20 protein-coding genes are annotated in these 20,123 nt (G+C 63.5%); 16 read left to right on the top strand and 4 right to left on the bottom strand.

Annotated features, from left to right (window positions below; all coding sequences use genetic code 11):
* Positions 1 to 108: 108 nt before the first annotated feature.
* Together DESPR_RS12675 and DESPR_RS12680 are read right to left on the bottom strand one after the other, a co-directional pair.
* Positions 109 to 495, bottom strand: a complete 387-nt coding sequence (locus DESPR_RS12675) for a hypothetical protein (RefSeq protein ID WP_015725192.1) — start codon at positions 493 to 495, stop codon at positions 109 to 111.
* 95 nt (positions 496 to 590) lie between these two features.
* On the bottom strand, positions 591 to 1,928 hold the full coding sequence (locus DESPR_RS12680; RefSeq protein ID WP_015725193.1) for a M48 family metalloprotease: 1,338 nt from the start codon (positions 1,926 to 1,928) through the stop codon (positions 591 to 593).
* Positions 1,929 to 2,087: 159 nt separating this feature from the next.
* On the opposite strand from DESPR_RS12680, the gene DESPR_RS12685 reads away from it, so the two are divergent.
* The 11 genes from DESPR_RS12685 to DESPR_RS12735 all read left to right on the top strand — a co-directional run bounded on the left by DESPR_RS12685 (position 2,088) and on the right by DESPR_RS12735 (position 10,282).
* Positions 2,088 to 2,921, top strand: a complete 834-nt coding sequence (locus tag DESPR_RS12685; protein WP_015725194.1) for a class I SAM-dependent methyltransferase — start codon at positions 2,088 to 2,090, stop codon at positions 2,919 to 2,921.
* A gap of 127 nt (positions 2,922 to 3,048) precedes the next feature.
* On the top strand, positions 3,049 to 3,624 hold the full coding sequence (locus DESPR_RS12690; RefSeq protein ID WP_015725195.1) for a tetratricopeptide repeat protein: 576 nt from the start codon (positions 3,049 to 3,051) through the stop codon (positions 3,622 to 3,624).
* Between the two features lie 154 nt (positions 3,625 to 3,778).
* On the top strand, positions 3,779 to 3,958 hold the full coding sequence (locus tag DESPR_RS12695) for a hypothetical protein (RefSeq protein WP_015725196.1): 180 nt from the start codon (positions 3,779 to 3,781) through the stop codon (positions 3,956 to 3,958).
* A complete protein-coding gene (gene ilvB, locus DESPR_RS12700; protein ID WP_015725197.1) occupies positions 3,951 to 5,651 on the top strand; it encodes a biosynthetic-type acetolactate synthase large subunit in 1,701 nt (566 codons plus the stop codon). Before DESPR_RS12695 ends, ilvB begins: the two co-directional genes overlap by 8 nt.
* Positions 5,652 to 5,728: 77 nt before the next feature.
* Positions 5,729 to 6,211 carry an acetolactate synthase small subunit gene (gene ilvN / locus DESPR_RS12705; RefSeq protein ID WP_015725198.1) on the top strand — a complete coding sequence of 161 codons (483 nt, stop codon included), beginning with the start codon at positions 5,729 to 5,731 and terminating at the stop codon, positions 6,209 to 6,211.
* Between the two features lie 52 nt (positions 6,212 to 6,263).
* Entirely contained in the window at positions 6,264 to 6,935 is a 672-nt protein-coding gene (locus tag DESPR_RS12710) for a phosphatidylserine decarboxylase family protein (protein WP_015725199.1), read from the top strand.
* Between the two features lie 96 nt (positions 6,936 to 7,031).
* A complete protein-coding gene (pssA, locus tag DESPR_RS12715; RefSeq protein ID WP_245529454.1) occupies positions 7,032 to 7,838 on the top strand; it encodes a CDP-diacylglycerol--serine O-phosphatidyltransferase in 807 nt (268 codons plus the stop codon).
* Between the two features lie 36 nt (positions 7,839 to 7,874).
* Entirely contained in the window at positions 7,875 to 8,462 is a 588-nt protein-coding gene (rsmD, locus tag DESPR_RS12720) for a 16S rRNA (guanine(966)-N(2))-methyltransferase RsmD (protein ID WP_015725201.1), read from the top strand.
* Positions 8,455 to 8,985 carry a pantetheine-phosphate adenylyltransferase gene (gene coaD, locus DESPR_RS12725; RefSeq protein WP_015725202.1) on the top strand — a complete coding sequence of 177 codons (531 nt, stop codon included), beginning with the start codon at positions 8,455 to 8,457 and terminating at the stop codon, positions 8,983 to 8,985. Before rsmD ends, coaD begins: the two co-directional genes overlap by 8 nt.
* Positions 8,982 to 9,416: a Rieske (2Fe-2S) protein gene (locus DESPR_RS12730; RefSeq protein ID WP_015725203.1), complete on the top strand. Its 435-nt coding sequence runs from the start codon at positions 8,982 to 8,984 to the stop codon at positions 9,414 to 9,416. Before coaD ends, DESPR_RS12730 begins: the two co-directional genes overlap by 4 nt.
* On the top strand, positions 9,416 to 10,282 hold the full coding sequence (locus DESPR_RS12735) for a cytochrome b N-terminal domain-containing protein (RefSeq protein WP_015725204.1): 867 nt from the start codon (positions 9,416 to 9,418) through the stop codon (positions 10,280 to 10,282). The genes DESPR_RS12730 and DESPR_RS12735 overlap by 1 nt, the downstream gene beginning before the upstream one ends.
* Before the next feature lie 20 nt (positions 10,283 to 10,302).
* Here DESPR_RS12735 and DESPR_RS17455 read toward each other — a convergent pair whose 3' ends face one another.
* Both DESPR_RS17455 and DESPR_RS12745 read right to left on the bottom strand, forming a co-directional pair.
* Positions 10,303 to 11,757 carry a glycosyltransferase family protein gene (locus DESPR_RS17455; RefSeq protein ID WP_015725205.1) on the bottom strand — a complete coding sequence of 485 codons (1,455 nt, stop codon included), beginning with the start codon at positions 11,755 to 11,757 and terminating at the stop codon, positions 10,303 to 10,305.
* Positions 11,758 to 11,760: 3 nt separating this feature from the next.
* Positions 11,761 to 12,783 carry a glucosyl-3-phosphoglycerate synthase gene (locus DESPR_RS12745; protein WP_015725206.1) on the bottom strand — a complete coding sequence of 341 codons (1,023 nt, stop codon included), beginning with the start codon at positions 12,781 to 12,783 and terminating at the stop codon, positions 11,761 to 11,763.
* 453 nt (positions 12,784 to 13,236) lie between these two features.
* Here DESPR_RS12745 and DESPR_RS12750 point away from each other — a divergent pair, with 453 nt between their 5' ends.
* Genes DESPR_RS12750 through DESPR_RS12770 form a run of 5 tightly spaced genes read left to right on the top strand, consistent with a single transcriptional unit; the run spans position 13,237 to position 20,122 of the window.
* Positions 13,237 to 13,890, top strand: a complete 654-nt coding sequence (locus DESPR_RS12750) for a response regulator transcription factor (RefSeq protein ID WP_425513487.1) — start codon at positions 13,237 to 13,239, stop codon at positions 13,888 to 13,890.
* Positions 13,891 to 13,923: 33 nt separating this feature from the next.
* Positions 13,924 to 15,594, top strand: a complete 1,671-nt coding sequence (locus DESPR_RS12755) for a FecR domain-containing protein (protein ID WP_015725208.1) — start codon at positions 13,924 to 13,926, stop codon at positions 15,592 to 15,594.
* Positions 15,595 to 15,612: 18 nt separating this feature from the next.
* On the top strand, positions 15,613 to 17,865 hold the full coding sequence (locus DESPR_RS12760) for a CHASE2 domain-containing protein (RefSeq protein ID WP_015725209.1): 2,253 nt from the start codon (positions 15,613 to 15,615) through the stop codon (positions 17,863 to 17,865).
* Positions 17,856 to 19,904 (top strand): intermembrane phospholipid transport YdbH family protein, encoded by a 2,049-nt coding sequence (locus DESPR_RS12765; protein ID WP_015725210.1) that lies wholly within the window; start codon positions 17,856 to 17,858, stop codon positions 19,902 to 19,904. Before DESPR_RS12760 ends, DESPR_RS12765 begins: the two co-directional genes overlap by 10 nt.
* A gap of 29 nt (positions 19,905 to 19,933) precedes the next feature.
* A complete protein-coding gene (locus DESPR_RS12770; RefSeq protein ID WP_015725211.1) occupies positions 19,934 to 20,122 on the top strand; it encodes a YnbE family lipoprotein in 189 nt (62 codons plus the stop codon).
* The last annotated feature ends 1 nt before the right edge of the window (position 20,123 follow it).

Genomic DNA, 20,123 nt, shown 5'->3' on the forward strand with positions numbered 1-20,123 from the left:
CAGAACAGCCGCAACCGTCCGAAAAAAGAGGACGGAGGAAAAGAGAGGCTGGATCCTGTGCGACACAACACAGAACACATCAACACTATCGATAGGTTCCGCGACCAATCAATGGGCGGACCAGACAGTGAACAGCACAAAGCAACCAAGGACACCATGAATTGCCACGGCAAGCCGCTTCTGCCCGTCGAAGCCGCGTTTTGCAAGAACGTGTCGCGCGTGGGTCAGGGCCTCCGGATTGCCGTGTGCCGAATGCAACAGATCCTTGCGCAACGCCTCGGCAACGGTGTACGAGCCCCAAAGCCCCAGGACATTCATCAGCGCGAATGCAAGATAGCCCACGGTGACCAGGAGTTTGAGTTCTTCCGCCACCACCATGTTTCTCGACACGAGCCATCCGATGAGGGCGAGCAGTGCGCCTGTATAGAAATTCCAATAAAACTCGATCTTGCCCACCGCGGTGACAAACAACTGTGCAATATCTCTTGTTTCCATCCGATCTCCTCCGCGGGTCACCCCCGTCTCGCGCCTCCTGTCGGCATCCGTTTCCACGGACCGGACTCGACGCCTCCAGACCGTCCCGCGCACGCTCAGCGCAGGTAGCCCCAGCTCTTCAAGCGGTTGTAGGCATACTGCGCCTCCTTGCCCTGCTTCTGCCGCTGGAGGTAGGTGCGGTATTTCTGGGCGGCATCGTTTTGCCGGCCCATCTTTTCCAGGGCGTATCCCTGATAGAAGACGATCTGAGCGTTGCCGGGCAGCAGCCGGTCATACTGGCCGAGCAGCTGATAGGCGTGCTCAAACCGCTTGTTGCCCAACGCGGCCAAACCGGTCACCAGATAGGCCTGCGCCTCCCCGGGGTAGGCGCGTATCGCCTCCTGGCCGTATTTTTCCGCCGCCGGCCCATTTTTCGTGCCCATCTGAAACTTGGCCATCATCAACAGGGCGGTGTAGTCGCCCGGTCCCTGCTGGATGGCCTGCTTGAACAGCTGCTCAGCCTGGCCGTACCGTTTCTTGCCGGCCGCTTCGCTGGCCTGTTGCAGCGAGGTCAGCATCGGTTTGAGCCGCCGCACCGAGGCGGTTTCGTCCATGTACCGCTCGCGGTTGACCGCCTGATTGACCCGATCGCGATAGCTGGTGGCCACTGCTTGCTGCGCGGTGGCAAACCGCTCGTCACTCATCGGGTGGGTGGAGAACATCAGGTCCAGGGCGCCGGGTTGGCGCTTGTTAGTCTGCCGCAGCATGTCCATCAAATCCACCATGCCCTGCGGGCTGTAGCCGGCCGCGGTCATGTACTGCATGCCCAGGGCGTCGGCCTGGCGTTCATGGTCGCGACTGTAGCTGGCCAGAAGCGCGCCGGCTCCCAACCCGCCCAATCCCTGCACCAAATCCCCCGTGCCTTCCATCCCGGCCGCGCTCGTCGCCACCGAAACCCCGGCGAGCACCAGGTTGGCCAGCATGCCCTTGCTTGCCTGCTGGGCGGTGTGGCGGGCGCTGACATGGCCGATCTCGTGGCCAAGCAGGGCGGCAAGCTCCGCCTCGTTCTCCATCTCGGCGAGAATGCCCCGGGTGGCGGCAATGGAACCGCCGGGAAAAGCATAGGCATTGACATAGGCGGCATTGACCGCGCGAAAGGAAAAGGGTATTTGAGGGCGATGGGAACGGGCCGCCACCTCCCGGCCCACCCGGCTGATATAGGCGTTGAGCCGGGCATCCGGAACCACGCCGTAATCAGTGGAAAACTGCTGCGGGGACTGCTGCCGGTCGATGCCGAGTTCCTGGCTTTCCGAGACCATCATCAACTGGCTTTGGCCGGTCACCGGATTGACGGCGCAACCGGCAAGCAGCTGCTGAATCACGGCGGCCGAAACGCCCAGTCCGGCACAGCGCAGCAACTGGCGACGATGTATCCTTGATTGTTTGTGCTCCATATTCTCCTCCCTGGATAGGATTGATGCCGACACGCCTTGGTGACAAACTGTGACATATTTGCCCTGGCTTGGCAACACTGCCGTGACCACGAACAGTTGCGTCATCATCCCGATCACACAGAGTTTTTCCCTTTTGACTGCCCTGCGAACCGTGCACCGATGCAATTGAAAAAAACGCTCCACCGCCGCTTTCCCGACCTCGATCCGGCGCGTCTGCCCGGCGGCTTTGACCGGGTGGGCGATATCGCGGTGATCGGCATTCCCCCCGAAGCGGCGGCGCACGAACGCGAGATCGGCGAGATCCTTTTAGAGATGCACCCGACCATCCGGGTGGTGGCCAGGCGCGACGGCCAATATGGCGGCGAGTTCCGCACCCGGCCGCTGCGGATCCTTGCCGGCGAACAACGGCTGACCACCACCCACCGGGAAAACGGCGTCACCCTTCACCTCGACTTGGCCCGCGTCTATTTCTCGGTCCGTTCGGCCCACGAGCGGGCCCGAATCGCCGCCCTGGTCCAACCGGGCGAGCGCGTGGCCGTGCTCTGTTCGGGCGTCGGCCCCTTTCCCCTGATCATCGGCCGCCACAGTCACGCTGCGGAGGTGATCGGCATCGAGAAAAACCCCGTTGCTCACCAATACGCCGTGCGCAACCTGACGGCCAACCGCACGAAAGCAACCGTCCGTTTCCTGGAAGGTGACGCGGCCTTGGTCCTGCCTGGTCTCCAGCGACGGTTCGACCGCATGCTCATCGTCCTGCCCCACGGCGGCGAAGCGTTGCTGCCCTGCGCCCTCGATGCCCTGAAAGCGGACGGCTCGCTCCACTTCTACGACATGGGGGCCAAGGACGGCCACGCGGCCACCATGGCCAAGGTGGAAACCGTCTGCCGGCAGCACAACCGCTGCCCGCGGCCCCGCCGGGTGGTGACCTGCGGTCACTGTGGCCCGGCAACCTTCCGTTTCTGCCTGGATGCGGTCATCGATGCCACGGTGTGAGAGCCCGGTGTCGTTTCCACCCCTTCGCGATGATTGCGGTTCCTGAACAGCTGTGCTATCTTCACCCTCCTCTCATCGCACAACGGCCTGCCGTTCCCTCTTTTGTCGCCCGCAAGGAGAAAACTCCATGGATCCCAAAGATTATATCAAGAAACAGCGGTTCTATCTCTATGTGGTCGCAGCCCTGATCATCGGTTTTCTCGGCGGCGCGATCTTTGCCGTGTACCGCCTGCCCCAGGTCAATGAGCCGTCGACCGCATCCCGCCAGCAGGAGGCGGCCGAGGCCATCGCCTCGATGGAAAAGGCGGTCCAGCAAAAACCGGACGACGGTCATGCCTGGGTGGAACTGGGCCACGCTTATTTCGATACCGGCCAGGCGCCCAAGGCGATTCAGGCGTACACCAAGGCCCTGGAACTGCTGCCCGGCGATCTCAACGTCATGACCGATCTGGGGGTGATGTATCACCAGGACAACCAGCATCAGAAGGCCATCGACCTGTTCGATCAGGTGCTCAAGAGCAACCCCAAGCATGAGCAGGCCCGGTTCAACAAGGGCGTGGTGCTGCTCACAGGCCTCAACGACCGCAAGGGCGCCTTGGCCGAATGGAAGACGCTTGTCCAGCACCACCCCATGGCGGCGGCCCCATCGGGAAAAATGGTGGGCGACCTGATCGACCAGCTGGAAAAGGAAGAGGGCAAATAGGGTCGACAAGCACCATCCCGCTCGCCTCGGCATCAATTGTCCTGATCAAGACCATCGCTGCAATTGACCGCATGCACCGGGGTTCCCGCTTGACAGCTTATTTTAGCCCCACTATATTTTTAACTCTTTGACAAATATCCAGGGGGGAGTGCACATGGAACGCCAAGGCTTCCAGGTGCGTGGAGAAAACAACGGCGCCATGACACCCCAGACCCGGTGCCGCCTTTTCTCCTCTTCCGACCTGCCGGTCCACAACCCGGCACCAGAAATCCCCAGCCACATCAACGTATCCCGGATGGAACCGCACACCAACAAAGGACTACTGTATGAGTAAAATCAAAGGTTCGCAGGCCATTATCAAATGTCTGCAGGAAGAAGGCGTGGAACTTCTGTTTGGGTACCCAGGCGGCGCCGTTATTGAGCTGTACGACGAGTTGTGCAAGAGTCCCATCCGCCATGTTCTGGTCCGCCACGAACAGGGTGCGGTTCATGCGGCCGACGGCTTTGCCCGCGCCACCGGCAAGGTCGGAGTGGCGCTGCTGACCTCCGGTCCCGGCGCCACCAACGGTGTCACCGCCATTGCCACCGCCTACTGCGATTCCATTCCCCTGGTGGTGCTCACCGGCCAGGTACCCCGGGCCCTGATTGGCAACGATGCCTTCCAGGAGGTGGACATCGTCGGTATCACCCGTCCCTGCACCAAGCACAACTACCTGGTCAACGATCCGGACGATCTGGTGCCGGTGTTGCGCGAGGCCTTCTACCTCGCGGCTTCCGGCCGGCCCGGGCCGGTGCTGGTCGACCTGCCCAAGGACATCATCGGTTCGCAGATCGCCTATCCGCCGAAAAAACCGATCAAGATGCAGACGTATCAGCCCAACGTCAATCCACATCCCAACCAGGTGGAAAAGGCCTGCCGGGCTTGCCTCAAGGCAAAGAGGCCGGTGCTCTATGTCGGCGGCGGCGTCATTCTCTCCGGCGGCAACCAGGAACTGACCCACCTGGCCCGTCGGCTCAACATCCCGGTCACCATGACCCTGATGGGCTTGGGCGGCTTTCCGGGCACCGATCCGCTCTCGCTGGGCATGCTCGGCATGCACGGCAGCTACGCGGCCAACATGTCGGTGGCCAAAAGCGATCTGCTAATCGCCGTGGGCGCCCGTTTCGATGACCGGGTCACCGGCCGGCTCGACGCCTTCGCGCCCCAGGCCAAAATCATCCACATCGATATCGACCCCACCTCGATCAGCAAGAATGTCGAGGTCGACATTCCGATTGTCGCCGACTGCAAGCTGGCCCTGGCGGCTATGAACGGCTGGCTGGACAAATCGAGCGAATTCAATGCCCAGGAGGTGGTCGAGCTGCATCAGCCCTGGGTCGAACAGGTCAAGGAGTGGGACGCCAAGCACCCGCTGGCCTACATGGCCGAGGGCGAGGTCATCAAGCCGCAGTATGTGATCGAGACCCTGCACAACCTGACCGGCGGCGAGGCGATCATCACCACCGAAGTCGGCCAGAACCAGATGTGGGCCGCGCAATTCTACAAGTTCAACCACCCGCGTCGGCTGCTGACCTCCGGCGGGCTGGGCACCATGGGCTACGGCCTGCCGGCCGCCATCGGCGCCCAGATGGCCTTTCCCGAGGCGACGGTCATCGACGTGGCCGGCGACGGTTCCATCCAGATGAATATCCAGGAGCTGGCCACGGCCAGGGAGTGCGGCGCGCCGGTCAAGATCGCCATCCTCAACAACAACTACCTCGGCATGGTTCGCCAATGGCAGGAGCTGTTCTACAACCGCCATTACGCATCGACGGTCATGGAAGTCACCCCGGATTTCGTCGCCCTGGCGCAGGCCTACGGCGCGGTCGGCCTGCGGGCCAAGACCAAGGCCGAGGTCGAACCGGTGATCAAGGAAGCCCTGGCCACCAAGAATGTGGTGATCATGGACTTCGCCATCAGCCGCGAGGAAGGCGTGTTCCCGATGGTGCCGGCCGGCAAGGCCACCACCGAGATGCTCCTGGTCTGAGAACCGGGCCAAAAGACATGTGACCGGCCCCAGCCGGCCGAACTGAACCGAGATTATCGTCGAACAGGACAACGACCATGAAACATACCCTGAGTGTCTTACTGCGCAACCGCCCCGGCGCCCTTTCCCGGGTCACCGGCCTCTTCAGCGGCCGTTGCTTCAACATCGAGAGCCTGTGCGTGGCCGAAACCTACGACCCGCAGGTTTCCTGCCTGACCGTGGTCACCAGCGGCGAGGCGGCCATCATCGAGCAAATCACCAAACAATTGCACAAGCTGATCGACGTGATCAAGGTCAACGATGTCAGCGAGGGTGAATTCGTCGAGCGGGAAATGGCCCTGATCCGGGTCAAGGCCGAGGCCAGCACCCGGGCGGAGGTGCTGCGGATCATCGACATCTTTCGCGGCAAGGTGGTCGACGTCAGCCCCAATTCCTATGCCCTGGAAATCACCGGCTCCGAATCCAAGATCAAGGCGGTGATCGACATCTTGCGGCCGCTGGGCATCAAGGAGATCGTGCGCACCGGCAAGATCGCCATGATGCGCGCTCCCAAAAAATAACCGCCGCTCCCGGCGGTGCAGCCTAAGCCGACAACCCTTTCCCTGGAATCCCATGCAGAAAACCGAACTTCCCCTGGCCGTTGAAGGGTTTCCCTTCATCCTGTTCAGCGGCTTTGCCACCCTGATCCTTGCCCTGCTCGACCTGCCCCTTCCAGCCCTTGTTGGCCTGCTGCTCACCGCCTTTGTCACCTACTTTTTCCGCGATCCCGTCAGGGTCCTGCCCGAGGAGGCACATGCCGTCATCTGCCCGGCGGACGGCAAGGTCATCGTGGTCGACGAGATCGACGACGACCGCTTTCTCCATGCCCGGGTGCGGAAAATTTCGATTTTCATGAATGTGTTCAACCCCCATGTCAACCGCTTTCCCCTGGCGGGCACCGTGGAAAGGGTGTTGTTGTCGCCCGGACGTTTTTATGCCGCCGACAACGACAAGGCGACCCTGCACAACGAATACTGCGCCCTGACCCTGACCACTCCAGACCAACAGCGCTACACGGTGGTGCAGATCGCCGGACTGATCGCGCGCCGCATTGTCTGCCGCGCGGAAAAGGGCGATCAGGTCAGCGCCGGCGAGCGCTTTGGCATGATCCGCTTCGGCTCGCGGGTCGATCTCTACCTGCCGCTCTCCACCCGCATAACAGTGGCGCTCGGTGAAAAGGTTCGAGCGGGCGAGACCGTGCTCGGCTACCTGGAACCGGCCCACGCGGAAGAACCTGTTGCCTAACTCCCCATTTCATCGTATTCTGTATACACAAAACCCTGGCGCCACAAGTGGACCAGCCTGTGCCCATCGATTCTTTCAAGCGCTGGCGATCAGGCCGTGACTAATCCGCGCCGCTTTGCGGCGCTTTTTCCCCTCGCACTGACCATGGAAAGCACTCAGCCCACCAACCGTTTGTACATCGTTCCCTGCATGCTGACCATCTGCAGTCTGTTCAGCGGCTTTTACTCGATCGTTTCCTCGATCAACGGCCATTTCTTTGCCGCCGCCGTGGCCATCATGGTGGCCGCTGTCTTTGACGGCTTGGACGGCAGGGTGGCGCGTATGACCGGGTCCACCTCCACCTTCGGCATGGAACTGGATTCGTTGTGCGACATGGTGGCCTTTGGCGTGGCCCCCGGCGTGCTCGCCTATCTCTGGGCCCTCACCCCCTACGGCCGCTACGGCTGGCTGGCGGCCTTTCTCTACGTCGCCGCCACCGCCCTGCGCCTGGCCCGCTTCAACTCGCAAAGCGTGACCAACGCGGGCCACCATGACTTCACCGGCCTGCCCTGCCCGGCAGCGGCGGGGATGATTGCCACCTCGGTGATGTTCAGCACCCATGTGTTCAAAACCACGGACACGGTGCAGAACATCCTGTTGCTGTTGTTGGTGTATCTGCTCTCCTACCTGATGGTTTCCACCCACCGGTACCTGAGCTTCAAACACATGGACATTCCCAAGGAGAAACGGTTTCAGCTGTTCATCGGCCTGATCCTGCTGCTCATTCTCCTGGCCAGCGAACCGCCCATCACCCTGTTCATCGCCTCGCTGCTTTACATCTTTTCCGGTATTTTCATGGCGATCAGGGCGCGCCTGCGGCGTAAAAAACCGGAAGCGGTCCCCCAGGAAAAGCTACCGCTGTAACTCCGCGCTCCCATCACCCATTTTTGGTTGTCCGTTGTGCGCATCACCGGCGGCAGCGCCAGGGGGCGCAAACTCCTCACCCCCCGATCCGACCGTATCCGACCGACCTGCGACCGGGTTCGCGAGGCTCTGTTCAACATCCTCGGCTCGCGGATCAAGGGAGCCCGGGTTCTTGATCTCTTTGCCGGCACCGGCGCCATCGGCACCGAGGCCCTGAGCCGGGGGGCGGTGTTCGCCCTCTTTGTCGACCGGTCCCTGGAGGCAGGCCGTCTGATCGAAGCCAATCTCCGTGCCTGTCTTTCCCATCCCCGCGCAGCCTTTCTCCAGCTGGATCTGGCCGAATCCACTTCCCTGCATCTGCTGCCGGCCCGGATGAAGCAGCCCGTTGAACGCTTTGACCTGGTGTTCATGGACCCGCCCTACCAAAAAAATCTGGCCCACCGGGCACTGACAATGGTAGAACCAGCAGACATCCTGGCAGCCGGCGGTCTGGTGGTGGTGGAAGAGCACCACCGCGTTTCCCTGCCTGAAACCGTCGGCACCCTGGTTCTTGACGATCACCGCCGCTATGGAGAAACCGGTCTCTGGCTGTACCAGCGGCATAGAGACGCATCCCATGAATGAAGCCTGCACCCCACCCCATGACCGCGAACGGAGCGGAGCATTCCGCACAGCCGTCTATCCCGGAACCTTTGACCCGATCACCAACGGCCACATTGATATCATCGAGCGCGGCCTGCATCTCTTTGACCGGATCATCGTCACCGTGGCCGTCAACGTGCAAAAAACCCCGCTGTTCACCCTCGAAGAGCGCTGCGCCATGATCCGCGAATGCTTCAAGCACGCCGGGACCCAGGTGGAGGTCGGCTTCACCGACGGCCTGATCGTCGATTACGCCTTGCGCCACAACGCCCGCACCATCATCCGCGGCCTGCGGGCCATCTCTGACTTTGACTACGAATTTCAGCTGGCGCTGATGAACCGGCGGCTGGAGCGCTCGGTGGAAACGGTCTTTCTCATGACCGGATTCCGCTGGATTTACATCAGCTCCAGCGGCATCAAGAACGCGGCCCGCTGCCATGGCAACGTCAGCGGATTGGTACCCGAGCATGTCGAACGGGCCCTGCAGGAAAAATTTGCCCGATGAACGGACCGCTCGTCGAACGCCGCACCTTCATCGGCCGCGGCATGCAGTGGCTGGCGGCAGTGGTTTCCGCCGCGTTCCTCTATCCTCTGCTCCGTTTCACCGGCCACCGGATTCCGCGCAAGCCCCGTCTGGTCGAGGTGGCCGCACCTCTGCCGCTCACCGGCGTGTATGTGGACCAGGATTTTCTCCTCCTTGCCGATCCGCATAAGGCCGAAGGGGCCATGGCGGTCTCCCGCATCTGCACCCATCTTGGCTGCCGGGTCAATTACCAGCAGGACAAACAGCTCATCGAATGCCCCTGTCATCAAAGCCGTTTTACCCTGAGCGGCCAACGGATCAGCGGTCCCGCGGAAAAGGATCTGCCTGTCCATGAGGTCACCGTGAACAGGGACGCCGACGGCCGGGTGGTCAGCTACGTGGTCACGATCTGATGGCCCTGCGCGCGCGTGACGGCTGGCCCAATCCACTCCGCTGGCTCCTGAGCCATCCCTGGGGCGGCGGATCGCTGATAAGCCTCTTCCTCTCGGTCGTTTCCGGCATTGTCGTGGCCCTGCAATACGATCCGACCGAACCCTTCTATTCGACCACCACCATCGAGCTGGTGGTGCCCTATGGCTCCTTCTGGCGCGCTCTGCACTACTTTTCCAGCCAAGCCTTTTTCCTGCTGCTGCTGGCGCATGTGGTCGTGGTGCTGTGGAAAAACGAGGCCGACTATCGGCGGGGCGCCTGGGTGCGCCTCTGCGCCACCCTGCCCTGCGGGCTGTTGCTGCTGTTCACCGGCTACGTGCTCCGGGGAGACGCCACCGGCGAAGCGGCCGGCGCCATTGCCGAGCACATCTGTCTTTCGGTGCCGCTGATCGGGCCGGCGCTCAACGATGTCCTCTTTGACTTGGCCGAAAGCGGACTGCGCAAGGTCTACGCCCATCATGTCATCGGCCTGGTGGTGCTGGGCGGCATGGCTGCCTGGCCGCACCTGCGCCGCTATACCGCCCGCTGGCGCAATCACCTGCCCCTGGTGGCGCTGACCGTGCTGATTTCCGTGGCCGTGGCCGCACCAATTGAACCCAACCGGTTCGGCTTGCTGTTCATCGCCGGTCCCTGGTTTTTCCTCGGCCTGCAGGAGCTGTTGCGCTATTGGCCCCCCTTTGTCGCCGGCGTGCTGGCGCCGCTGCTGCCGCTGGCCCTGCTGTTGTGGCTGCCGAAAGCGCGCCGCTCCCGCACCCTGGCCCTGCTGGCCATCGGTCTGTGGCTGGCGTTCTACATTGGCCTAACCGTTTTGTGCCTCCAGCGGATTTGACCCGGCCCTGGCCGTCGCGCTCAATCGACCCGCAACAAGGCCAGCCGTTCCGGGGCAAGAAAGTGGTCGAGCAGCACCTCTCCATCAAGATTGTCGAGCGGCGTGACGGTGGAATCAGCCACCTGGCGGTACACCGCCTCCACCGCTTCCCCGTAGCGGCCGAGGGTATAGCGGGACTGGAGGACATGCCGATTTCTTGCCAGCGGCAATCGCAGGGCGTCGGTCGCAGGAAGGCTTGCCGGATCGAGTAACGCGGCCTGGGCCCTGGAGCGCACCAGACGACGGAGAACAGCCTCCTGCAGGGGTTCGTCCAGCCGACCGAAATCGACCCGGTCCTCCAGGATCCATGCCTCCAGCACCCGTTGGAGATCGCCGCCGCTGGGACAGCGCCCGTATGCCGCCCAATTGCGCTGCAATCCGTCGGCGGCGGCCTGGACCACTCGTTCCCTCCCCAGCCAGTCCATAGGCACTTCCAGCCGACGGTAGCCCCACGGCTGCACCAGTCCTTCGAGGGCAAAACCCGTGGTGATCTCCGGCAGATCGCGACCGCAGACCGGGGTATTCACGGTCCAGGGTTCGAGGAAGGCCATGCCGAATCCCTCGGCCACGCTGGTGGTCACCGCCACATCGGCCAGCCGGAGCAGCTCGACAAAACTGTATCGGTCCGGCCGTACCATCTCGAAATGCACCGGCAGTGCCAACTCCGTGGCCACCCGCTTCCACCGCTGATAGCGCGGTTGTTCCAGCGGATTTTCCGGTCCGGAGGTCACCGCAAACAAGGCGTCTTCGGGGGCCAGGATCGACCAGAGGAGAAATTCCCCCAGATTCTTGCGTCGGATGGCGCGGGTGGGATAGAGCCACAGGGAAGGCAACTCGGCGCGAGTGGGCTTGTCCTCGTCAATCTGACCGAGCTCCACCGGGTTGGGCAGGGAGTGGAGATGTTCGGCATCAAGGCCGGCATCACGCAGGTAGCGGTAATCGCGGCTGTTGAGCACCGCATAATGCAGATGCCCCGCCTGGGGGTAGAGCAAACGGGACAGGGATGTTCCCCGGCTTGCCGCCATCCTGGCGCGCATGGCTTGATAGTTGGCCGGGCGGCCGTCCTCGGCGAAATCATGGATCTGCAGGAGCAGGTGCTCACCCTCTTCGGCCAGTTGGCGCAAAGCCACGGGCAAGACCAGGCTCTTGCCCAGACTGTGATTATGCACATGCCACAGATCGGGCGGGCCGCCCAGGGCCGCGCTTGCCTCCGCCCGCATCTGGGCGGCCAGCTCCACGGCGGTGATCGCCGGCCGATCCGCCTCGTACTGCAATCCGGGAACAACCCGCCAGGGACCATGGACCTGCACGGCCGGCGGCTTGCCGGTGAGCGCCACGGTTTTCAGGCCACGGTCGCCCAGGGCCTTTTGCAGGTGGCAGATGATCCGGGTCACGCCGCCGTTCTGCAGATGATAATGAACAATGGCCACCCGCATGGATCAGCCCTCCGAGACAACGGTCGCCGGTTCAGCGGCTGCGACGGACTCGGCACCGGCCAGCTCCCTCTTGCGGCGGTAGGCAGCCACCCGGACCAGCGGCGGCCGTTCATGTTCCGCCAGCCGATGCACCTCCCGTTGCCAGTGCCCCTGCCGACGGACAAACTGGTGCAAACCGTTGGCACATTCCAACGACGCCGCCAGGACGCCCCGCTGCCACAGCCGCCGATGCACGACCTGGAGCAGGGCATGGGCCATGCGCCCCAATTCCCGGTTGCTGCGGCGGCGGTGGTCGCGACGTTCCAGATCGACCTGGGCCAGGGAGGCCAGGCCATGTGCGGTCCAGACATCGATCAGATGGGCCAGTTCAACGCCATACCCCACCGGAAAGGGTAACTGTTCGAGCACCGATCGGCGGGCGGCGTACTCGCCGGCAAGCGGCTGGATGCAGTCGGCCAGTGCAGGGAAATAGAGGGAAAGCAGCGGTCGGATCAGGATCTCCGTCACCCTGCCGCCCTCACCCCAAGGGTCATCGGCGCCGCCGGCAGGACGATCGTAGAAGGCCTTGACATAGCCGAGATCGGGCCGGTGCAGCAGTGGCCCAACCAGCCCGGTGACGAATCGCGGCCGAAGGTTGGTGATATCGGCATCGATGAACAGCAGAATATCGCCCTTGAGCTGATGGACCGCCTTCCACAGGTTTTCACCTTTGCCCCGGTACCGGCCCAGGTGCGGCAGGATATCGGCGGCACGGTACACATCCGCTCCCGCGGCGGCGGCCAGCTCCAGGGTTCGGTCCGTTGAACCGGAATCGATCACCGCCAATTCATCGAGCAGGTGAACCGTATCCCGCAACGGCCGCAGCCGATCGACCACCATGCCGATGGTTGCCGCCTCGTTCAAGGTGGGAAAGCACAACGACAGCCGCACCCCCTGCCGCGCCTTCAGCCGAACCAGGGCGGCAACATCGGCGAACTGCTCGTGATGAAAGGTGTGGGTTGCCAGCCATTGATCGGTTCTGTCCATTCGGCCCCTCACGGTGTCGATTCAAGCCCACAGGGTGGCAGCGGCTGAACGCCGTCCCCGCTGACTGGCACGCCGTGCGCCGTCAAGTCGCTCCCCAAGAAAAAAGTGCCTGGCGCGAATCGATATCTTATTAAAAATTAAATTATTTCGATTATATGCACGAGAGCACTGCAAATCAAGCCCGGCGTGTCCTCTCGCGGCTAAATCTCTGTTTCGCGGCCGCCGCAGCGGGACGCCGCTTCCTCCCGCCAGGGGCCGCACACGGTACCGCAGTCGGCATCAAGCGGCAACAGCTCAATATTTCACTCTTTTTTCGCAAATAAAGGCTTGCTGAACAGAAGGCGACCTTATATGCTGGGCGAATAAAAATACATTTTGTCCTCCAGGTCTCTCATGTCGGAATCACTCGCCTGCACCGTGTTACTTTTTGAAGACGACCCCGCCATCCGCGCCATGCTCGCCGCCTTTTTCTCCACCCAGGGGGCCAAGGTGGTGACCGCGGAGGACGGCCGCGAGGCCATGGCCCGAATCGAGGCGGCCCGGCCCGACGTGCTGTTGCTCGACGTGGTCATGCCCTACCGCGATGGCTTGTCCATTCTCGCGGAGCTGCGCTCGGTGGATGTCGAGCTGCCGGTCATCCTTCTCACCGAACGAAACGGCGAGGACGACAAGGTCACCGGCCTGGATCACGGAGCTGACGATTATCTCACCAAACCCTTCAGCCCCCGTGAACTGCTCGCCAGGGTGCGGGCGCTGTTGAGGCGGAGCAAACGGTCCGGGGCCAGCGGCGGGCAGCACTTGATCGTCGGCCAGGTCCGCATCGATCCCGCCGCCCGGGAAGTCCGCCTGCCGGACGCCTCCCTCCTGCCCCTGACCAAGACCGAGTTCGATCTCCTCTACCACCTGGCATCCAGGCCGGGTGCGGTGGTCACCCACGGCGAGCTGCTCCAGGAGGTGCTGGGCTACGATCCCCACGTCGAAACCAAATCCCTGGTGATGCACATCGCCAACATCCGGCGCAAAATCGATCGAACCTGCCCCCAGGCCCTGAGCATCAAGTCCGTGGCCGGTGTCGGTTACAAACTCATTCCCGGAGAGGCCCGATAATCCGTCTGCTCCGCGCACCCCTGCGAGGTTCCCATGTCCGTCTTCCATCCGACCCGTCTCTCCCTGCCGCTTGTCCTGCTGGCCGTCCTGCTCTGCCTGACTCTCCCCTGCTCGGCCGCGGAAACGACCAAAGAGGAGGCCATGGTGCCGCTGCATGTGGCCGCCGGCACCAACCTGATCCACATCGCCCGCGACTACTGCCGCGACCGCAGCGACTGGAAAACCATCGCCCGCATCAACCAACTGTCCGATCCCTACCTGATCATCCGCGACACGCGTATCCAGGTGCCGCTGTCACTGCTCGTTATCGAGCGGTTGAGCGCCACGGTGGCGTCAATCCATGGCCAGGTCCATCTGTCCGCCGACGGTCGCGATCCCGTTGCCCTGCGCCAGGGCGACACCCTGCTCCCCGGCCAGACGGTGCGCACCGGCGCGGACGGCTATACCCACCTGCTCCTGCCGAACAACACCTACACCCGCATCGAGCCGGATTCCCAGCTGACCCTCAACTATCTGTTGCGCCTCAAGGACGGCAACGTCAAGGCCGACTTCTTCCTCGGCCGGGGCAACGTCATCCACTGGGTCCAGGACAAGCTGCGCGCCAACGAGAGTTTCCAAACCCGGACCCCGATCGCGGTCACCGGCATTCGCGGCACCGAATTTCGCCTGAAGATGGCCGAAATCACGGCCAATACCGTCGAAACCCTGCGCGGCCGGGTCGAGGTCAGCAGCTCGGGCCGCGCAACCACTCTCGGTCCCGGCCAAGGCCTGCGGGTGGAGGAAGGCCAGCCGCCGCAACCGCCCCGGCCCCTGCCCGATCCACCGGACAAACCGGCCCTGGAGCCGCTCTACCGCAGCCTGCCGGTGATCATCGCCGCCCCGCCCCATGCGAAGGCCAAGGCCATCCGCCTGCGGATCACCGCCGATCGGCAGACCCAGGCCACCCTCTTTGACCAGAGTGTCGCGCCGGGCGGCCGCTTCACCATCGGCACCCTGAGCGACGGCGCCTTGTTCGCCTCTCTGACCGCCATCGACCAGGACAATTTCGAAAGCACGGTGGTGGGCCCGCTGCCGTTCAACCTGCGCACCGTGCCGGCCAATCCGATGATCGTTTCCCCCAAGTCCGGCTCCACCCTCTGGGGCACCCACGGCACGATCGAATGGCTCGATTCGGACCAGGTCGATCACTACGATCTCCAGCTGGCGAGGAACCCGGAGTTCACCGACCTCATCGACCGCCAGCAGATCAAGGAGGCCCGTTACACCAGCCCCGAGCTGCAACCGGGCACCTACTATTTCCGGGTCAAGGCCGTGGCCCCGGACGGCTTCACCACCCTGTACTCCATCCCGGTGGCCTGGACCTTGAAACCGGCACCCAAGATGGACGGCATGGAAGCCACCGCCAACCAAAGACCAACCCTACAATGGCCGGCGATGGCCGACGGCTGGGCGTACGACCTGCAGGTGGCCAGCGACAAGGACTTCGGCCAGCTGGTGGTCGATCAGCAGGGATTGCCGACCACCTCCTACACCCTGGAGGACATGCTTGCCGCAGGCACCTACCATGTGCGCATCCGTGGGGTGGAAAACGGTCAGCCGGTCAGTCCGTGGACGCCTCCGCAAACCATGACAGTCAAGCCCAAGCCCTTGGGCTGGGAAGAGCTGTTTTTCGGGGCGGTCACGCTTGGCCTCATCCTCCTGTGACAGGAGAGGGACGGCCCGGTGAGCAAGCGATTGGCCGCGCCGGTGCTGGCGCTGCTGCTCCTGGGCCTGTTCCAGCTGGGCGGCCTGCGCCCAGGCCTGAGCAACGACGGACTCGACCTGCTGTTCAGGCTGCGCGGTCCGCAGCCACCGGACCAACGCATCGTCCTCATCGGTATCGATGAACCCAGCCTGCGCCGGCTGGGGGCTTGGCCCTTTGCCCGCCGTCTCCATGCCCAACTGCTCGACCGTCTCCGCCAAGCCAAGGCCGTGGGCTTTGATCTGCTCTTTCCCGAACCGTCAGCAGACGACAGCCTCTTCAACCAGGCCCTCGCCCAGGGATCGCCGGTGGTCCTGGCCGTGGCCCATGAACGCGATGGCCGCCTGGCGCGGCCTGCTCCCACCCTCGACGGCTCCAGGGGCCTCGGCCATATCGAAACCCAGCTGGCCGGTGACGGCATCGTCCGCCGGGTCAATCTGGACAGCCTGGGAGATGTTGCCCCCTTTTCCCTTGCCCTGCTGCAAGCCGCGGCGATCACCTCGCCGCTGCCCGTACCTGTGGGCCCACAGATCATCAACTTCCACGGTCCGGAAGAGAGTTTTCTCTTCCTGTCCTACCACGAGGTTCTCAGCGGTCGCTATCCGCCGGCATTCTTCCGCGACCGCCTGGTGCTGGTCGGCGCTCGGGCCGTCGGCCTGGGCGACAGCCACATCACCGCTTTTACCAGGGAGCTGCCCACGCCGGGGGTCGAGATCCAGGCCACCATTGTCAGCAACTTGTTGCAACAGGCCTTCATTCGTCCCCTGCCGCTGGTCGCGTGGCTGCTGATCGGCCTGATCGGCCTGCTGGCGGTGCTGGTCTGGCCCGACTGCGGCGAACGGGTCAACCTCGTGGTCAACCTCGCACTGGCGGCAGCCATTTTCCTCCTGGCCCTGTTCCTCTTCCGTCAGGCCTGCTTTGTCGACTATCCGCTGGTCCTGCTCTTTCTCTTCCTGGCCTACCCCATTCACCTGCTCCTCCAGTTGCTCCGAGCCGCGAGCCGTATCCTCCTCCAGGCACGGCGGCTTGACCGTGAGCTCGATGCCGGCCTGCGCCTGGTGGCCGGCACCATTCCCGCCCCCTATCTGCGCACCGCCCACCGGGCCAACCCGCTCACCGCTTCCGCCATCCAACGTCATCTCGACCGGCTGCAGACGGCGGTGCATGCCCTCGGTCTGCAACACCACTTTCTCGAACAGTTGCTCAAGGAGGAATTGCCGCCGCTGATTCTGTGGGAACAGGCAAGCGGCCACGCCCTGTTCGCCAACAGCGCCTTTGTCCGCCTCTGGCAGGACTGCACTGGAGCGGGCCAGCCCCTGCCGTCGCACCCTCGTTTTCTCGAAACGATCGCCGGTTCCCAGGCCACGGAAAACGATCTGCCTCCATTTCGCGACCCAGGCACCTTCGAGGTGCTCGGCCCCGGCGGCCGACGGTTCTACCAGGTCGAGCTGCATCCCCTGCTGGCACCCAAGACCGGTTTTCACGGCCTGCTGGCGGTGCTGCAGGACATCACGGGGATCAAGGAACTGGAGCGAGTCAAGGACGAGGTGGTGGCCATTGTCTCCCACGAGCTGAGACTTCCGCTGACCACCATCCTGGGCTATGGCGAGCTGCTCAGCGACGCGCTCAGCGGCGATCATCAGTTGTACGCCCGCGAGATCTGCGGCCAGTCGCGGCGGCTGCAACGGATGATCGAGGATTTTCTCGATATCGCCCGCCTGGAAAGCGGCCGCACCCAGGTCCGCCGCTTTCCCTTTCCGCCCGGGCGGATGCTGGAGGACGCCATCGCCGCCGTGGGGGATCGGGCGCGGCGCAAAGCCATCGCCATTGTGCTCAACCAGCCCCGCCGGACCACGCCCCTGGTCGGTGACGAATCCCTGCTTCTTCAGGCCCTCATCAACCTGCTGGACAACGCGATCAAATTCAGTCCCGCGCAGACCACCGTCACCGTCGACCTGGAAGAGCAGCCCGCCTGCTTCCTCTTCCGGATCGCCGATCAGGGGCCGGGCATTGCCGTTGAAGATCGGGCGCGGATCTTCGACAAGTTCCAGCGTGGCCGCCAGGCCGCCACCGCCGAAGGCTTTGGCCTCGGGCTCCATCTGGTCCGCCAAATCGTCGAACGTCATCAGGGACGGATCGAGGTGCTGGAGGCCGTCGCAGGCGCGATCTTCCAGATTGTGCTGCCCAAGCGGGAGACCGCCGCTCATCCGGAGGAAGCCGAATCATGCGCGTGATCCGTGTTCTCGTCATCCCCCTGCTGGTCGTCCTGCTGACCCTGCTCGCCTTTCGCCTCGCCTGGATGGAACGGCTTGTCCCGACGGCGTTGAGCTGGGTGGGCATTCAGCAGGCGCGCCTGGACCTGCACAGCTGGAACTGGCAGGAAATACGCATCGACAGCCTGCATCTGGCCCTCGACCACGCACCCGGCCCGGTGTCGATCACCGTTACCGACGCGGTGCTGCGCTATCGGCTTGCCGACCTGCTGCGCGGGCAGCTCGCCGAGGTCACCGCCACCACGGTCGCCATTTCCCTGCCGACGGCCGGTGTCGAGCGGAACCAATCGTTTGCCGGCGGAACGCCTGATCCGAAATCCCTCGTCGATGCGCTCCACCTGCGTCATCTGCCGGCACGGCAACTGCATCTTCCACGGCTGTCGGTCGATTTTGGCCCCTTGGCCTCCACCAACCCGTTGGTTCTGTCCGTGACGCTGCGCAGCAGCGACAACGAAAGCCGCCTGAACATCGTCACTGTGGGCAAGGAAAAAACGCCTCCCCTTGCCGTGGACCTGCACCGCACCGAGGCAGGACTCAACGGCTCGCTTTTCCTCGATTGGCAGCGACTCCGGGAGTTCCTGCCTCCATCAATGACCGCCGCCCTGCCCGATCAAGGCAGGATCGAGGCCACCCTGCGGTCCACCGCCGACAGCCCCCTGCGTCTGGCATGTTCGCTCTCCGGGCTCTGCCATCAATGGTTCAGCGCCGAGAACCTTTCCTTCCACATGATCAGCGCTCAGCCGCTGTCCGCCCGTTCCCTGACCGTTGCCCCCGCCTCCCGGCTGACGGCACGCGCTGTCCAGGGGCAGGGCTTTGCCGTGGCCGCCCTTGAGGCGGGCCTCGGCGGTTCGCTCGCCATGGACGGCGACGGTCTGCGCCTGCACCTTGCCCCTCCTGCCCCCTGGAGCGTCAGCGGACTGACGATGGGATCCCTCCGCCTGGCCCCGCTCCACCTCGCCAATCTTGCCCTGCATCTGGAGCTGGATCGGTCCGGGCTGCGGGCCGTTTGCACCCTGACGCCGCCCGGCGGCCGCGGAACGCTGCGCGCCGAATGCACACAAGCAGGCGAAGACACGCGCAAGGGACAGTGCACGGTGCGGAGTGAAGGCCTGCAAATGGATGCGGACCGCAATCCGCTCGCCCTGCTCGTCGAACCGAAGCTGCCTCTTGCCCTCCACCAGGGAACGCTGACTTTTTCCCTCCAAGGCCGGTGGCAGCCAGGAGCCCCCCTTGCCCTCGATCTGGAACTTGACGGCAAGGTGGCGCGGGGAACCGCGTTTGCGGCGCCTTTCTCGGGCCTGGTTGTGCAACAACGGCTGCATCTGCTGCCAGCACTACGTTCGATCACCGCTGGCCTGGTGCAGTTGGACAAGCTGGAGGGCCCGATCCCGGTCGACCAGCTCACCATGCACACCCGGTTCACGGCCCCTGCGGGCGGTCAGGCCCCCGTGGTGGCCATCGAACGGGCCGATGCGGCGCTCTTCAACGGCAAGATTCGTTTGGCAAACTGTGTCTATGACCGCGGCAATCCGGACACGGCATGCCTGGTGCGTTTGGACGATCTTGACCTCCAGCCGATCGTCGCCCTGCAAAAGGTTGACGGCCTGACCGTCACCGGCCGGGTGAGCGGTCAACTGCCGCTGCGGTTCTCGCCCCAAGGGGTCCGCATTCACCAGGGCCGAGTGGAAAACATCGGCAGCGGTCTCATTCGCTATCATCCCGCAGGCAACACCCTCGAAGGCTCCCCGCTCACCGTGTATGCCCGCAACGCCTTGGAGGAACTGCACTACCAACGGCTGACCGCCCACATCGATTATCTGCCTGACGGAACCCTCACCGTGGCCCTGCATCTCCAGGGGCAGAACCCGAAACTGGAGGGAGGAAGGGCGGTGCACCTCAACCTCAACACCGAGCAGAATCTGCTTTCTCTCCTCAAAAGTCTTCAGTATAGTCACTCCTTGTCCTCGGAGCTCGACCGGACCATCCGGCAGCACCGATAACCTCTCCCTTTTCCCCTGCAGGAGGCTGCATGTCCCGACACCTGGCCTTGCTTGCGCTGGCGGCCTTCGCCTTTTCCGCCTGCTCTCCGACGGTAACGGTGGCTCCGCCCGACAAGCCAATCACCATCAACCTGAACGTCAAGATCGAACACGAGATCCGCGTCAAGGTGGAAAAGGAGCTGGAGAGCGTCATCAACCCGGAAAGCGGGCTGTTTTAAA

Source organism: Desulfobulbus propionicus DSM 2032 (assembly GCF_000186885.1).
Lineage (GTDB): Bacteria > Desulfobacterota > Desulfobulbia > Desulfobulbales > Desulfobulbaceae > Desulfobulbus > Desulfobulbus propionicus.

What these genes read in the sequence shown, in the direction of transcription:
- DESPR_RS12675 (WP_015725192.1), bottom strand. Translation starts at nt 495, where the DNA reads ATGGAAACAAGAGATATTGCACAGTTGTTTGTCACCGCGGTGGGCAAG.
- DESPR_RS12680 (WP_015725193.1), bottom strand. Translation starts at nt 1,928, where the DNA reads ATGGAGCACAAACAATCAAGGATACATCGTCGCCAGTTGCTGCGCTGT.
- DESPR_RS12685 (WP_015725194.1), top strand. Translation starts at nt 2,088, where the DNA reads ATGCAATTGAAAAAAACGCTCCACCGCCGCTTTCCCGACCTCGATCCG.
- DESPR_RS12690 (WP_015725195.1), top strand. Translation starts at nt 3,049, where the DNA reads ATGGATCCCAAAGATTATATCAAGAAACAGCGGTTCTATCTCTATGTG.
- DESPR_RS12695 (WP_015725196.1), top strand. Translation starts at nt 3,779, where the DNA reads ATGGAACGCCAAGGCTTCCAGGTGCGTGGAGAAAACAACGGCGCCATG.
- ilvB (WP_015725197.1), top strand. Translation starts at nt 3,951, where the DNA reads ATGAGTAAAATCAAAGGTTCGCAGGCCATTATCAAATGTCTGCAGGAA.
- ilvN (WP_015725198.1), top strand. Translation starts at nt 5,729, where the DNA reads ATGAAACATACCCTGAGTGTCTTACTGCGCAACCGCCCCGGCGCCCTT.
- DESPR_RS12710 (WP_015725199.1), top strand. Translation starts at nt 6,264, where the DNA reads ATGCAGAAAACCGAACTTCCCCTGGCCGTTGAAGGGTTTCCCTTCATC.
- coaD (WP_015725202.1), top strand. Translation starts at nt 8,455, where the DNA reads ATGAATGAAGCCTGCACCCCACCCCATGACCGCGAACGGAGCGGAGCA.
- DESPR_RS12730 (WP_015725203.1), top strand. Translation starts at nt 8,982, where the DNA reads ATGAACGGACCGCTCGTCGAACGCCGCACCTTCATCGGCCGCGGCATG.
- DESPR_RS12735 (WP_015725204.1), top strand. Translation starts at nt 9,416, where the DNA reads ATGGCCCTGCGCGCGCGTGACGGCTGGCCCAATCCACTCCGCTGGCTC.
- DESPR_RS17455 (WP_015725205.1), bottom strand. Translation starts at nt 11,757, where the DNA reads ATGCGGGTGGCCATTGTTCATTATCATCTGCAGAACGGCGGCGTGACC.
- DESPR_RS12745 (WP_015725206.1), bottom strand. Translation starts at nt 12,783, where the DNA reads ATGGACAGAACCGATCAATGGCTGGCAACCCACACCTTTCATCACGAG.
- DESPR_RS12750 (WP_425513487.1), top strand. Translation starts at nt 13,237, where the DNA reads ATGCTCGCCGCCTTTTTCTCCACCCAGGGGGCCAAGGTGGTGACCGCG.
- DESPR_RS12755 (WP_015725208.1), top strand. Translation starts at nt 13,924, where the DNA reads ATGTCCGTCTTCCATCCGACCCGTCTCTCCCTGCCGCTTGTCCTGCTG.
- DESPR_RS12765 (WP_015725210.1), top strand. Translation starts at nt 17,856, where the DNA reads ATGCGCGTGATCCGTGTTCTCGTCATCCCCCTGCTGGTCGTCCTGCTG.
- DESPR_RS12770 (WP_015725211.1), top strand. Translation starts at nt 19,934, where the DNA reads ATGTCCCGACACCTGGCCTTGCTTGCGCTGGCGGCCTTCGCCTTTTCC.